Source organism: Nocardioides sp. TRM66260-LWL (assembly GCF_020075545.1).
Taxonomy (GTDB): Bacteria; Actinomycetota; Actinomycetes; order Propionibacteriales; family Nocardioidaceae; genus Nocardioides.
Genome location: NZ_JAIQZK010000005.1, coordinates 131,879 through 146,061, shown reverse-complemented (window position 1 = coordinate 146,061; position 14,183 = coordinate 131,879). Strand labels below are relative to the sequence as shown.

Sequence of the window (14,183 nt, the reverse complement as noted above, 5' to 3'; positions counted from 1 at the left end):
CGCCCGGGGAAACCGACGGGAGCCGCCCCGATCACCCCGACACCTCACGCCGCGCGCACGGCCTCCCGCAGCGCGGCGTGGCTCCACCAGGGCTCGACGTCGAGTCCGGCGGTGGCCGCCTGCAGCTCGAGCATGGAGCGGTCGACCGCCTCGAGGCAGGCCGTGACGTCGGCGCACGAGAGGTCGCCGGCGTCGAGGACCGCCAGCAGGGCCGCCGAGCGCTCGGCGGCGCGGGCCAGGGGAGCGGACAGTCGGGGCCCCTCGGCGGAGAGGTCGGCGACGAAGACGGGGTCGAGGAACACCTCGGCCAGGCGACGCAGGTCGTCGGTGGTCGAGCGGAGCCAGAGGTCGGGCTGGGCCACGAGGGCCTCGCAATCGCAGGTGGGGGCGGGTGCTGGGGAGGACCGCCTCGGCCGGGGAGCCTCGTCGATCATCACGGGACGGGGCCCGCCGGGGCTCACCCGTTGGATGAGCGATCGATCGGGCGATGGATCGCCAGCACGGTGGTGTCGTCGTCGCCTCCGGCGCTGGCGTCGTCGACCAGCCGCGCGACCCACGGGCCGACGCCGTCGACGGGTCCGGGCTCGGCGGAGGCGCGCAGCTCCTCGACGGTGGCGGCGAGATCGCGGTCGCGCCGCTCGTGGAGCCCGTCGGTGTAGGCGAGCAGGGTGGCGCCCGGGGGCAGGGTCGCGCTGAACGTCCGCGCGGTGCCGGCGCCGACGCCGAGCAGCGGCCGCGAGATGCCCTCGAGCGGCCGCGCGGGCCCGTCGCCGAAGATCATCGGCGCCGGGTGCCCGGCGTTGATCATCTCGACCTCCCCCGTGCCGGGGTCGATCACCAGCAGCAGCGCGGAGGCCACCTGGTCCTCCAGCAGCCCGACCATCATCTGGTCGAGCAGGTCCAGGCACAGCGACGGCTCCGCCCCGGCGTAGAGGTAGGAGCGCAGCGCGGTGCGGATCTGCGTCATCGCGGCCACCGCGGCGACGCCGTGGCCGGCGACGTCGCCGAGGGTGAAGGCGACCCGGCCGTCGGGGAACTCCAGGTGGTCCCACCAGTCCCCGCCGAGACGCACCTCGCTCGCGGGGCGGTAGCGCGAGGCGATCTGCAGGCCGCCGACGTCGGTGACGAGGTCGGTGACGACCGTGCGCTGCAGCGCCTCGGTGACCGCGATCTGCTCCCGCGAGCGGTGCAGCAGCAGCCCGGCGGCGTGGGCGCGGATGCCGTTGGCGAGGTCGTGCTGGGCCTGGGTCCAGGGGCGCGAGTGGTGACGCACGATCTCGCGCCACTGGTCGAAGGACTTGCGCGGCGAGAGCCGCACGTGGTCGCCCTCGCGCTCGTACAGCTTGGCGTTGGCGGGATCGCCGCCCCAGTCGACGACCCGCGGCATCTCGGGGCGGTAGAACGCCAGCCAGCGGTCGCCCGCGGTGCCCACGATCAGCGCGCCCGCGGCGGTGTCGGCGTGCTCCTCGAGCGCGGGGTCGAGACCCGCCAGGTGGTGGGTCGACGCCGGCTCACCGTCGGCCCGACGCAGCAGCGCCGCGATCCGCCGGCAGACGTCGTCCGGCGGCGTCCGGCCCCCGGTGATGACCCGGCCGTTGTAGAACAGCGCGACGCCGTCGGCGTCGGCGATCTCGAGGGTGTTGGGGTGGGCGGCGAGCACCTCGAGCATCCGGTCGCCTGCGCCGATCATGGCGGCGGTGAGCTCGGCGTAGAGGCTCTGGCTGCGCAGCTCCTGCTCGCGGACGTCGCTGCGCTCGCGCTCGGCCATCATCTGCGAGGCGATCTGCCCGAGGAACTCCGCCGCCGCCCGCGCCTCGTGGCTGGGCCGGTGGGGGCCGGAGTAGTGGTGGCAGGCGATGAGCCCCCACAGCTCGCCGTCGACGATCAGCGAGACCGACATCGAGGACGTGACGCCCATGTTCGTCAGGTACTCGACGTGGATCGGGGAGACGCTGCGCAGGGTCGAGAACGACAGGTCGAGCGGGGCGCCGGTGCCGGGGTCGAGCACGGGCACGCACGGCACGGGCCGGTAGGAGACGTCGGCGATGAGCCGGATCCAGTTGACGGTGTAGAGCCGGCGCGCCTGGGCGGGGATGTCGGTGGCGGGGTAGTGCAGGCCGAGGAACGGGTTGAGGTCGTCGCGTCGCTGCTCGGCGATCACCTCGCCGTTCCAGTCGGCGTCGAAGCGGTAGACCATCACGCGGTCGAAGCCGGTGACGTCGCGGATCTCCTGCGCCAGCCGGTCGGCCAGCTGCGTGACGCTGCGCGCGTCGACGAGCCGGGCCATGGCCGAGCGCGCGGACTGGTAGCTGAGCATCGTCTGGTCGCCGTCGACCTCCTCGAGCTCCACCACGATGCGCAGGCCCGAGCGGTGGACGACCGCCTCGACGGCGCGTCCGCGGAGGCTGCCGGCGTCGTCGGCGTCGGCGCGCACCGAGGGCAGCACCAGGCTCACCGGCTCGCCGCGCACGGCGTCGGCGTGCTCGACCACGCGCGAGCCGAGATCGTCGCCGACGAGGTCGGCGAGCCGGAGCCGCAGCGCCTTCTCGGGCGGGACGCCGAGCAGCTCGAGGACGTTGGCCGACGTCATGACGATCTGGCCGTCGGACTCGCGGACGGCCAGAAGCACGCCGTGCGGCTGGATCGCGCCCGGGACGTGGATCGGCTCCCGCTCGCAGGTGTCGAGGTCGAACGGCGGGTGAGCGGGGCTGTGGGCGGCGGGCTCGACCTGGGTCATGTCGGGCTCCCTTGCGCAGGCTGCCCGAGAACCCCGGAGCGCCGGGGACGACGTGGTGCGCGCCCGTCGGGAGGGCGGGGCCGGCGGACAGACGTACGCTAACTCATCGACCGATCACCCGAATGCCGGCGATGCGGCCCCACCCCGAGGGGCTAGGCCCGGTCCAGACCGGGCTCAGCCGAAGATCGACACGCCTCCGGGGCCGATGAGCAGGCCGACGACGACGATCAGCAGGCCGATCAGCAGGTCGCCGCGCACGGCGCGGACGATGCCGTAGACGACCAGCACGACGGCGATGAGCCACAGGATCGTGTGGAGCATGGGGACCTTCTCTCGGGTGGCGGGTCCTCGGGCGGGACCCGATCCCCGTCAGCGTGACCGCGGGGCGAGAGGCGGAAACCCGCAGGTCAGCCGCCTACCCCGGTGGGCGAGGAACGCTCAGGCCGGCGGCGGCGCGGTCGACGCCCGCACCTGCAGCGGGCACGGCACCAGCGCGGTCGGCCCGGCGTCCTCGCCGTGCAGGAGGCGGGCGAGCACGGCGAGGGCCTCGGCGCCGAGGGCGGCGAAGTCCTGCCGGACGGTCGTCAGCGCAGGACGCAGGTAGGGGGCCTCGGGCAGGTCGTCGAAGCCGACCACCGAGACGTCGCGGGGCACGCGGCGTCCGCGGCCCTCGAGCCCGGCGACCAGCCCCATGGCCATCTGGTCGTTGGCGGCGAACACCGCCGTCGTGCCGGGCTCCACGAGCGACGCCGCCAGGTGCCCGCTGGCGGCCGACCAGTCACCGGCCACGAGCGGCTCGGCGGGCGGCAGGCCCGCCTCGGCCCGGGCGTCCTGCCAGCCGAGGACGCGCTGGACGGTCTCCGACCATCCGGGCGGGCCGGCCAGGTGCGCGACGTCGCCGTGGCCGAGCCCGAGCAGGTGGCGGGTGGCCTCGCGGGCGCCGCCGCGGTTGTCCATGCCGACGCTCGGGCCCGCGGGGCGGCGGTCCGGGTCGTCGCCGGCGAGCACCAGCACGGGGACGCCGAGCTCGGCCGACTGCACGCGCAGGGCGCTGTCGTGCGCCGCGATCAGGACGACCGCCTCGACGCCGTAGCCGAGCAGCTCGCCGACGCACGCGCGCACCTCGTCCTCGACCAGCTCGTGGGCGGTGCGGGTGGCCAGCCGGTAGCCGGCGGCCCGGGCCGCGCGGTCGACGCTCAGCAGGATCTGCTGCGGCCCGAACTGGCCGGAGCCGAACATCACCGCGCCGATCAGGCCGGAGCGTCCGGCGGCGAGCGCCCGGGCGCTGAGGTTCTGCCGGTAGCCGAGCTCCTCGATCGCGGCGCGGACGCGCTCCTCGGTGGCCGGTCGCACGTTGCCGGAGCCGTTGACGACGCGCGACACCGTCTGGTGCGAGACGCGGGCACGCGCGGCGACGTCCTGCAGCGTCGGCGGTCGGGTCATGCGGGGGAGCGTAGCCACCCCGGCCCACGTGTCCAGCGTCAGGATGTGAGCGCTCACAACTGGTCTGGTCCACTCGGCGGCGATGTGGGCCGGAGGGCTTGACGGCGATGAATGTTAGCGCTCACAGTACTCCGGGCGCCGGCGTGGCGCCGGTCACAGGAGGAGGGACGATGGGCGAGCAGCACGTGGTGGGCGTCGACTTCGGGACGCTGTCGGGCCGGGCGGTCGTCGTCCGGGTCGGCGACGGCGCCGAGCTCGGCAGCGCCACGACGCCCTACGCCCACGGCGTCCTCGACCACGCCCTGCCGGGCGGTCGCCGGCTCGGCGCCGACTGGGCGCTGCAGGTGCCGGCCGACTACGTCGTCGTGCTGCGCGAGGCGGTGCCCGCCGCGCTGGCCGCCAGCGGCGTCGACCCCGCGTCCGTCGTCGGCATCGGCACCGACTTCACCGCCTGCACGATGGTGCCGACGACAGCCGACGGCACCCCGCTGTGCGAGCTGCCCGACCTCGTGAACGAGCCGCACGCCTACGTCAAGCTGTGGAAGCACCACGCCGCCCAGCCGCAGGCCGACCGGATCACGGCGCTGGCCGCCGAGCGCGGCGAGCCGTGGCTGGCGCGCTACGGCGGCCACATCTCCTCGGAGTGGGAGCTCGCCAAGGCCCTGCAGGTCCTCGAGGAGGCGCCCGAGGTCTACGCCCGCATCGAGCACTGGGTCGAGGCGGCCGACTGGATCGTCTGGCGACTGTGCGGCACCTACGTGCGCAACGCCTGCAGCGCCGGCTACAAGGGCAACCTCCAGGACGGCGCCTACCCGAGCGCGGAGTACTGCGCGGCGCTCCACCCGGGCTTCGCCGACGTCGTGCCGACCCGCATCGCCCACCCCGTCGGCACGCTCGGCGCCGCGGCCGGCGCCCTGACGCCCGAGGCCGCCGCCTGGACCGGCCTGCCGGTCGGCATCCCCGTGGCCGTCGGCAACGTCGACGCGCACGTCACCGCCCCCGCCGCCCAGGCCACCCGGCCCGGCCAGATGCTCGCGATCATGGGCACCTCCACGTGCCATGTCATGAACGGCGAGGTGCTGCGCGAGGTGCCGGGCATGTGCGGCGCCGTCGAGGGCGGCATCACCCCCGGGCTGTGGGGGTACGAGGCGGGTCAGTCGGGCGTCGGGGACGTCCTCGGCTGGTGGGTCGAGAACGGTGTCCCCGAGTCGTACCGCCGCGAGGCCGAGGCGGCCGGCGAGTCGGTGCACGCGCTGCTGAGCCGGCTGGCCGCTCGGCAGCGGGTCGGCGAGCACGGCCTCGTCGCGCTCGACTGGCACTCCGGCAACCGCTCGGTGCTCGTCGACCACGAGCTGAGCGGGCTCGTGCTCGGGCTGAGCCTGGCCACCCGGCCCGAGGACGTCTACCGCGCGCTGGTCGAGGCCACCGCCTTCGGCGCCCGGGTGATCGTCGAGACCTTCGGCGCCGCCGGGGTGCCGGTCACCGAGTTCGTCGCGGCCGGCGGCCTGGTGGCCAACCGCTTCCTCATGCAGGTCTACGCCGACGTGCTCGGCATGCCGATCTCGACCATCCGCTCCGGCCAGGGTCCCGCCCTCGGCTCGGCCATCCACGCCGCCGTCGCCGCCGGCTGCCACGCCGACGTGCACGCCGCCGCCGCGGCGATGGGCGGCGTCGAGCGGGCCTCGTTCGTGCCCGACCCCGAGCGCCACGCCGCCTACGACGAGCTGTTCGCCGAGTACCGCGCGCTGCACGACCACTTCGGCCGCGGCGACGCGATGATGCGCCGGCTCAAGGCCCGGCGCCGCGCCGCCCTGGCGGAGGCGGCTCGCGAGACCGCCCCCGCCGCCCCCGCCGCCCCTGCCACCGCCACCGCGACCGCCCTCGCCGGGAGCGCCCGATGAGCGCCCCGGCGCTGGACGCGGCGCTCGCCGAGCGGGCGTGGGCCGTGCGCACGGAGGTCGCGGCCCTGCACGCCGAGCTGACCCGCTACGGCCTGGTCGTCTGGACGGCCGGCAACGTCTCGGCCCGCGTGCCGGGCGTCGACCTGTTCGTGATCAAGCCCTCCGGCGTCGCCTACGACGACCTCCGCGCCGACACGATGGTCGTCTGCGACCTCGACGGCCGGCTCGTCGACGGCGACCGCGCGCCGAGCAGCGACACCGCCGCCCACGCCTACGTCTACCGGCACATGCCCGAGGTGGGCGGGGTCGTGCACACCCACTCCACCTACGCCACCGCCTGGGCCGCGCGCCGCGAGCCCATCCCCTGCGTGCTGACGATGATCGCCGACGAGTTCGGCGGCGAGGTGCCGGTCGGGCCGTTCGCGCTCATCGGCGACGACTCCATCGGCCGCGGCATCGTCGAGACGCTGCGCGGCAGCCGCTCGCCCGCGGTGCTCATGGCCAACCACGGGCCGTTCACCGTCGGCGCCGACGCCCGCGCCGCGGTCAAGGCGGCCGTGATGGTCGAGGACGTCGCCCGCACCATCCACCTCGCCAGGCAGCTCGGCGAGCCGGCCGCGATCGCGCCGGCCGACGTCGACGCGCTCCACGAGCGCTACCAGCACGTGTACGGCCAGCAGTCTCCGCCGCCCGCCGCCCCGACCACCCAGGAGTCGCTCCGATGACCGCCCTCGCCCTGCGCCCGAGCCACCGCGTCTGGTTCCTCACCGGCAGCCAGCACCTGTACGGCCCCGAGGTCCTCGAGCAGGTCGCGGAGCACAGCCGCGCCATCGCCGCCGCCCTCGACGCCTCGCCGGACGTGCCGGTGGAGGTCGTCGTCCGGCCGGTGCTCACCGACACCGACGCCATCCGCCGCACGCTCGTCGAGGCCACCGCCGACGACGACTGCCTCGGCGTGATCGCCTGGATGCACACCTTCAGCCCCGCGAAGATGTGGGTCACCGGCCTCGAGGCCCTCGGCAAGCCGCTGCTCCACCTGCACACCCAGGTGCACCAGGCGCTGCCGTGGTCGACCATCGACATGGACTTCATGAACCTCCACCAGGCCGCGCACGGCGACCGCGAGTTCGCCTCGGTGCAGACCCGGCTCGGCGTCGTCCGCACCACGGTCACAGGCCACGTCGACGACCCCGCCACCGCCCGGCGCATCGGCGTGTGGGCCCGCGCGGCCCGCGCCCGCGCCGAGATGGTCGGCCTGCGGGTCGCCCGGTTCGGCGACAACATGCGCGGCGTCGCGGTCACCGAGGGCGACAAGGTCGAGGCCGAGCGACGCTTCGGCGTCAGCGTCAACACCTGGGGCGTCAACGACCTCGTCGCCGTGGTCGACGCGGTCGGGGAGCACGAGGTCGACGCGCTCGTCGAGGAGTACGGCGACGCCTACGACGTCGCCCCCGAGCTGCGGCCCGGCGCCGCGCGTCACGACGCGCTGCGCACCGGCGCGCGCATCGAGGCCGGGCTGCGACGGTTCCTGGTCGACGGCGGCTTCCGCGCCTTCACCACCAACTTCGAGGACCTCGGCGGCCTGCGCCAGCTGCCCGGCCTGGCGGTGCAGCGGCTGATGGCCGACGGCTACGGCTTCGGCGGCGAGGGCGACTGGAAGACCAGCGTCATGCTGCGCACCCTCAAGGCGATGGCCGACGGGCTGCCCGGCGGCACCTCGTTCATGGAGGACTACACCTACCACCTGGTGCCCGGCGAGGAGCTGATCCTCGGCGCCCACATGCTCGAGGTCTGCCCGAGCATCGCCGCCGAGCGTCCTCGCCTCGAGGTCCACCCGCTCGGCATCGGCGGACGCGAGGACCCGGTGCGCCTGGTCTTCACCGCCGCGCCCGGCCCCGCCGTGGTGCTCGGCACCGCCGACCTGGGCGAGCGGTTCCGCCTCGTCGCCAACGACGTCGAGGTCGTCACCCCGCCCGAGCCGCTGCCCGCGCTGCCGGTGGCCCACGCCGTCTGGCGTCCCGCGCCCGACCTGCGCACCTCCACCGAGGCGTGGCTCCTGGCCGGCGGCCCCCACCACACCGTGCTCTCGACGGCCCTGACCGCCGAGCATCTCGACGACCTCGCCGAGATGGTGAGGACCGAGCTGGTCCTCATCGACCGCGACACCACCGTCCGCACGCTCGCTCGGGAGCTGCGCTGGAGTGCCGCCTACCACCGCCTCGCCGCGGGACTGTGATCCCGTGGCCCGGCGACCCCCACACCCACGCGAACGGACGAAGGAGTTCACGGTGCGCAAGCTCATGACGACCGCAGCGGCGCTGACCCTCGCGGTCGGCCTCGCCGCCTGCGGCGGCGGCGACTCGGGCTCGGCCTCGGACGGCGGAGGCGGGAAGGGGACGATCGGCGTCGCCATGCCGACCAAGTCCTCCGAGCGCTGGATCGCCGACGGGAACAACATCAAGAAGCAGCTGGAGGACGCCGGCTACAGCGTCGACCTGCAGTACGCCGAGGACGACATCCCGACCCAGGTCTCCCAGGTCGAGAACATGGTCACCAAGGGCGACAAGATGCTGGTCATCGCCGCGATCGACGGCACCGCCCTCGGCGACGTGCTCGCCAGCGCTCAGTCGTCCGACATCCCGGTGATCGCCTACGACCGGCTCATCCGCGACACCGACGCGGTCGACTACTACACGACCTTCGACAACGAGAAGGTCGGCGTCCTCCAGGCCACCTCGCTCGTCGACGGCCTCAAGGCGCGGGGCAAGGCGCCCTACAACGTCGAGCTGTTCGCCGGCTCGCCGGACGACAACAACGCCACCTTCTTCTGGAACGGCGCCATGTCGGTGCTGCAGCCGCTCATCGACTCCGGCGACATCGTCGTGCCCTCGGGGCAGACCAAGTTCGAGCAGGCCGCGATCCTGCGCTGGGACCCCGCCACCGCGCAGAAGCGGATGGAGGACATCCTCACCAGCACCTACGCCTCGAAGAAGGTGCAGGGCGTGCTCTCGCCCTACGACGGCCTCTCGCTCGGCATCATCGCCGCGCTCAAGGGCAACGGCTACACCGACGACGACCTGCCGGTGGTCACCGGCCAGGACGCCGAGGTGCAGTCGGTGAAGTCGATCCTCGGCGGCGAGCAGTACTCCACGATCTTCAAGGACACCCGCGAGCTCGCGAAGGTCACCGTCGAGATGATCAAGGCGATCGCCGAGGGCAAGGACCCCGAGGTCAACGACACCAAGACCTACGACAACGGCAAGAAGGTCGTGCCCGCGTACCTGCTCGACCCCGTGGTGGTCGGCAAGGACGACGTCACGAAGGTGCTCGTCGACTCCGGGTACTACACCCAGGCCGACCTGAAGTAGCCCTCTCCGGTCCCGTCCCCCGGGACACCGGCGGGTCGGGCGCGATCTCCCCCGCGTCCGGCCCGCCCCTCCGACCCCTCCGACCTCCGCCCAGCCCGACGAAAGGGAGCCATGACCGCCCCCCTCCTGGAGATGCGCTCCATCACCAAGCGCTTCCCCGGCGTCCTCGCGCTCGACGACGTCAGCCTCGCCGTGCGGCCCGGCACCGTCCACGCCGTGTGCGGCGAGAACGGCGCCGGCAAGAGCACGCTGATGAAGGTGCTCTCGGGCGTCTACCCGCACGGCTCCTTCGACGGCGAGATCCTGCTCGGCGGCGAGCCGGTGCGCTTCGCCAGCATCCGCGACAGCGAGGCCGCCGGCGTCGTGATCATCCACCAGGAGCTCGCGCTGATCCCCGAGCTGTCGATCGCGGAGAACGTCTTCCTCGGCAACGAGCAGCTCGTGGGCGGCGGCGGCCGTACCGGGCGCCGCCGGCGCTGGGCCGGCGGCGTCGTCGACTGGGACCGCACCCACCACCGGGCGATCGAGCTGATGGCCCGGGTCGGGCTGCGGGAGAACCCGCTGACCCCGGTCAAGGACCTCGGCATCGGCAAGCAGCAGCTCGTCGAGATCGCCAAGGCGCTGGCCAAGGACGTGCGGCTGCTGATCCTCGACGAGCCCACCGCCGCCCTCAACGACGACGACTCCGAGCACCTGCTCGGGCTGCTCGACGGGCTGCGCGCCAAGGGGCTGACCTCGATCATGATCAGCCACAAGCTCAACGAGATCGAGCAGGTCGCCGACGCGATCACGATCATCCGCGACGGTCGCTCGATCGAGACGCTCCAGGTGCGGCCGGACGCCTCGGCCCCCGAGGCCGAGCGCACCGCGCCCGCGGAGCGGGTCGACGAGGACCGCATCATCCGCGGCATGGTCGGCCGCGACCTCGAGCACCGCTTCCCGGCGCACGAGCCGCGGATCGGCGAGGTGCTGCTCGAGCTCGAGGGGTGGAGCGTCGCCCACCCCGACGACCACGACCGGCTCGTCATCCGCGACGCGAGCCTCACGGTGCGGCACGGCGAGATCGTCGGCATCGCCGGCCTGATGGGCGCCGGACGCACCGAGCTCGCCCGCAGCGTCTTCGGCCGCTCCTACGGCGCCAAGCACGCCGGACGCCTGCTGCTGGACGGCGAGGAGGTGCGGCTGCGCTCGGTGCGCGACGCGATCCGCGCCGGCATCGCCTACGTCAGCGAGGACCGCAAGGGGCTGGGCCTCAACCTGCTCGACGACATCAAGACCTCGGTCGTCTCCGCCGGCCTCGAGCGGCTGCGCACCGGCCCCGCCCGGGTGGTCGACGCCGGCCGCGAGGTCGCGGTGGCCGAGGAGTACCGCCGCTCGCTGAACATCAAGGCGCCCAGCGTCACCGCCGGCGTCGGCAAGCTCTCGGGCGGCAACCAGCAGAAGGTCGTGCTCGCCAAGTGGCTCTTCACCGAGCCGCGGCTGCTGATCCTCGACGAGCCCACCCGCGGCATCGACGTCGGCGCCAAGTTCGAGATCTACGGCATCGTCCAGCGCCTGGCCCGCGAGGGCCGCGGCGTCCTGGTCATCAGCTCCGAGCTGCCCGAGCTGCTCGGGCTGTGCGACCGCATCTACACCCTCGCCGAGGGCGTGATCACCCACGAGTTCACCCGTGACGAGGCCAGCCAGGAAGCGCTGATGCGTCACATGACGGCGGACGTCCGCTGACCGCCGTGCGAGAGAGGGAAGCCATGACCACCACCCCCGCCCGTCCACGCCGCCCCGGCGTCGACCTCGGCTCGCTGCTGCGCGGCAACGTGCGCCAGTACGGCATGATCATCGCCCTCGCGGCGATCGTGCTGCTCTTCCAGCTGCTCACCGACGGCGTGCTCCTCAAGCCGCTCAACGTCTCGAACCTCGTCGTCCAGAACGCCCAGATCCTGATCCTCGCGATCGGCATGGTCATCGTGATCGTGTCGCGGCACATCGACCTCTCGGTCGGCTCGGTGGCCGCGTTCACCGGCGCGGTGGGGGCGATCCTGATGACCCGCCACGACGTGCCGTGGCCGCTCGCGGTGGTGATCTGCCTGGTCGTCGCCGGCCTGATCGGCGCCTGGCACGGCTTCTGGGTCGCCTACGTGGGCATCCCGGCGTTCATCGTGACGCTGTCGTCGATGCTGCTCTTCCGCGGCCTCACCCTGGTCGTGCTCGGGGGCGCCACGGTGGGCGACCTGCCCCGGGGCTTCCTCGACCTCGGCAACGGGTTCCTTCCGAAGGTCGGCCCCGACACCGGCTACCACAACCTGACGCTCGTCCTCGGCGTGCTGGTCGTCGTCGTGCTGGTCGCGCTGGCCTGGCGCAAGCGGGCCGCGTCGGCGAGGTACGGCTTCGCGGTGCTGCCCACCGGGCTGTGGGCGCTGCAGCAGGTGGTGATCGCCGCAGTGGTGCTCGAGCTGACGTGGCTGCTCGCGCAGGCCAAGGGCCTGCCGATCGTCGGGCTCATCCTCTTCGGCCTGATCGCGCTGTACACCTTCGTCATGACCCGCACCGTGATCGGCCGGCAGGTCTACGCGATCGGCGGCAACGTCGACGCCGCCACCATGTCGGGCGTCAACACCCGCCGCGTCGACTTCCTGGTGATGGTCAACATGGGCGTGCTGGCCGGCCTCGCGGGCCTGGTGACCACGGCCCGCCTCACGGCCGCGAACCCGAAGGCCGGCACCAACTTCGAGCTCGACGCCATCGCCGCCGCGTTCATCGGCGGCGCGGCCGTCACCGGCGGCGTCGGCACGGTCGTCGGGGCGATGATCGGCGGCCTGGTGATGGGCGTGTTGAACAACGGCATGTCGCTGCAGGGCGTCTCCATCGACTGGCAGCAGGCGATCAAGGGCCTCGTGCTGCTGCTCGCCGTCGCGTTCGACGTGTGGAACAAGAAGCGCACCGCCGGCTCCGGCGGGGCCGGCGCGGAACGCAAGGACGCCACCGCGCCGCCCCCCGACGAGCTCGTCGAGGCGCTCGAGGCCTCAGGACCGCCCGGCTCGGTCGGTCCGGCCGACACGCCCGGATCGGGCACGCGGACGGACGAGTCGACCGCCGGCGCCCCGCCCGGTCACCCCGCGCGCACCTAGCGCCCCTGCTCCGGGCGCCCGGTGGTGGGACGCGACCGCGCCACGCCGCCGGGGTCCTCCGCGCGGGCGGCCGCGTCCTCGACGGGCCGCCGGGCGCCCGGGCCGTCCGCGCTCAGACCTCCCCGGAGGCAGCCGCGCGGGCGGCGACGTGCGCCTCCAGGCGCCGGTCGGGCACGACCCAGATCAGCGCCACGAGCACGAAGAACGTCAGCCCCAGCCATGGACCGACGGTCGCCGCCCCGACGATGCCGGCCACGTACAGCAGCGGCGACGCCTTCCCCTTCAGGTCGCGGCCGAGCGCGCGACTCAGGTCGCCGGCGTCGTCGACGCGCACCACCGCCATCTGCAGCAGGTAGTAGGCGATCGCGGCCGCCAGGAGGTTGACGCCGTAGGTGACCGTCGGCGCGGAGGCGAGGGAGGTCTCGTCCATCCAGGCGGTGGTGAACGGCACGAGCGAGAGCCAGAAGAGCAGGTGGAGGTTCGCCCAGAGCACGGCGCCGTCGACGCGGCGGGCCAGCTGGAACTGGTGGTGGTGGTTGTTCCAGTAGATGCCGATGTAGACGAAGCTCAGCAGGTAGGTGAGCAGGCTGGTGGCGGAGTCGGCCAGATCGGCGAAGTGCTCGCCCTCGGGCACCCGCACCTCCAGCACCATGATCGTCAGGATGATCGCGAGGACGCCGTCGCTGAACGCCTCGAGGCGGCTGGTGGGCATGGCACCAGCATGGCCGGACGCAGCAGGGGCCGCACCCGAACCGGGTGCGGCCCCTGCTGTGTGGCGGTGCGGGGTGCGTCAGGCGTTCTTGATCGCCGAGACGTCGAAGTCGAGCTTGATCTTCTCCGAGACGAGGACGCCGCCGGTCTCGAGCGCGGCGTTCCAGGTGAGGTCCCAGTCCTTGCGGTTGATCGTGGTCGCGCCCTCGAAGCCGATGCGGGTGTTGCCGAACGGGTCGGTGGCCGAGCCGGTGAACTCGAAGTCGATGGTGACCGGCTTGGCGATGCCCTTGATGGTGAGGTCGCCGGTGATCGTCCAGTCGTCGCCGTCGCGGGAGACCTCGGTGGAGACGAAGGTGATCTCGGGGTTGGTCTCGGCGTCGAAGAAGTCGGGGGAGGCCAGGTGGCCGTCGCGGTCGGCGCTGCCGGTGTCGATCGACGCGGTCTTGATGGTGAGGTTGACGGTCGAGGCGGCCGGGTTGGCGGTGTCGACGTGCGCGGTGCCGCTCCACTCGCCGAACTGGCCGCGGACGGTGGTGACCATGGCGTGCCGGGCGCTGAAGCCGAGGCGGCTGTGGCTGGCGTCGATGGTGTAGTCGCCCGAGATGTCCTCGAGGACGGTGGTGGCGGGGTCGAAGACGTCGGCCTCGGCGGTGGTCTTCTTGGAGAAGATGCCCATGGTGTGCTCCTGGAGTCGGCGGGTTTGGTTCAACTTTCAACCACCCTAACGGACGGGTGGCCGCGTGCATTCCCGGGCCAGCCTGCCGTCTCCGGCCGGTCTGGACCAGTGCCCGCCGGCGACTGCGCGGTGAACGGACGTCCGGACGCGACGAGAGCCGCCCCCGCGGTGGCGGGGACGGCTCTCGAGGGTCGATCCCCGCGGGGCCGGAGCGGCGGG

The 14,183-nt window shown here is 73.4% G+C and carries 12 protein-coding genes; 6 read left to right on the top strand and 6 right to left on the bottom strand.

Translation table 11 applies throughout. The features are described 5' to 3' along the window. Window positions 1-44: 44 nt before the first annotated feature. From K8Z61_RS13310 to K8Z61_RS13295, 4 genes are all read right to left on the bottom strand, one after another. Window positions 45-362: a hypothetical protein gene (locus K8Z61_RS13310; protein ID WP_224130312.1), complete on the bottom strand. Its 318-nt coding sequence runs from the start codon at window positions 360-362 to the stop codon at window positions 45-47. Between the two features lie 95 nt (window positions 363-457). Next, window positions 458-2,737 carry a SpoIIE family protein phosphatase gene (locus K8Z61_RS13305; RefSeq protein WP_224130310.1) on the bottom strand — a complete coding sequence of 760 codons (2,280 nt, stop codon included), beginning with the start codon at window positions 2,735-2,737 and terminating at the stop codon, window positions 458-460. Between the two features lie 174 nt (window positions 2,738-2,911). After that, window positions 2,912-3,058, bottom strand: a complete 147-nt coding sequence (locus tag K8Z61_RS13300) for a GPGG-motif small membrane protein (RefSeq protein WP_224130308.1) — start codon at window positions 3,056-3,058, stop codon at window positions 2,912-2,914. A 117-nt stretch (window positions 3,059-3,175) separates the two neighbouring features. Beyond that, window positions 3,176-4,180, bottom strand: a complete 1,005-nt coding sequence (locus tag K8Z61_RS13295; RefSeq protein ID WP_224130306.1) for a LacI family DNA-binding transcriptional regulator — start codon at window positions 4,178-4,180, stop codon at window positions 3,176-3,178. A gap of 170 nt (window positions 4,181-4,350) precedes the next feature. Here K8Z61_RS13295 and araB point away from each other — a divergent pair, with 170 nt between their 5' ends. From araB to mmsB, 6 genes are all read left to right on the top strand, one after another. Then, on the top strand, window positions 4,351-6,081 hold the full coding sequence (gene araB, locus K8Z61_RS13290; protein ID WP_224130304.1) for a ribulokinase: 1,731 nt from the start codon (window positions 4,351-4,353) through the stop codon (window positions 6,079-6,081). Continuing rightward, the gene (locus K8Z61_RS13285) at window positions 6,078-6,806 is read left to right on the top strand and encodes an L-ribulose-5-phosphate 4-epimerase (RefSeq protein WP_224130302.1); all 729 of its coding nucleotides are present in this window, start codon (window positions 6,078-6,080) and stop codon (window positions 6,804-6,806) included. Before araB ends, K8Z61_RS13285 begins: the two co-directional genes overlap by 4 nt. Beyond that, window positions 6,803-8,317 carry an L-arabinose isomerase gene (gene araA / locus K8Z61_RS13280; RefSeq protein ID WP_224130300.1) on the top strand — a complete coding sequence of 505 codons (1,515 nt, stop codon included), beginning with the start codon at window positions 6,803-6,805 and terminating at the stop codon, window positions 8,315-8,317. The genes K8Z61_RS13285 and araA overlap by 4 nt, the downstream gene beginning before the upstream one ends. Before the next feature lie 52 nt (window positions 8,318-8,369). Beyond that, window positions 8,370-9,449, top strand: a complete 1,080-nt coding sequence (gene chvE, locus K8Z61_RS13275) for a multiple monosaccharide ABC transporter substrate-binding protein (protein WP_224130298.1) — start codon at window positions 8,370-8,372, stop codon at window positions 9,447-9,449. 111 nt (window positions 9,450-9,560) lie between these two features. After that, a complete protein-coding gene (locus K8Z61_RS13270) occupies window positions 9,561-11,174 on the top strand; it encodes a sugar ABC transporter ATP-binding protein (protein ID WP_224130296.1) in 1,614 nt (537 codons plus the stop codon). 23 nt (window positions 11,175-11,197) lie between these two features. Next, window positions 11,198-12,574: a multiple monosaccharide ABC transporter permease gene (gene mmsB / locus K8Z61_RS13265; RefSeq protein WP_224130294.1), complete on the top strand. Its 1,377-nt coding sequence runs from the start codon at window positions 11,198-11,200 to the stop codon at window positions 12,572-12,574. Window positions 12,575-12,686: 112 nt separating this feature from the next. Here the strand turns inward: mmsB and K8Z61_RS13260 are convergent, their stop codons facing one another. Together K8Z61_RS13260 and K8Z61_RS13255 are read right to left on the bottom strand one after the other, a co-directional pair. Further along, window positions 12,687-13,286 (bottom strand): TMEM175 family protein, encoded by a 600-nt coding sequence (locus K8Z61_RS13260; RefSeq protein ID WP_224130292.1) that lies wholly within the window; start codon window positions 13,284-13,286, stop codon window positions 12,687-12,689. Between the two features lie 78 nt (window positions 13,287-13,364). Then, the gene (locus K8Z61_RS13255; protein ID WP_224130289.1) at window positions 13,365-13,964 is read right to left on the bottom strand and encodes a YceI family protein; all 600 of its coding nucleotides are present in this window, start codon (window positions 13,962-13,964) and stop codon (window positions 13,365-13,367) included. Between the last annotated feature and the right edge of the window lie 219 nt (window positions 13,965-14,183).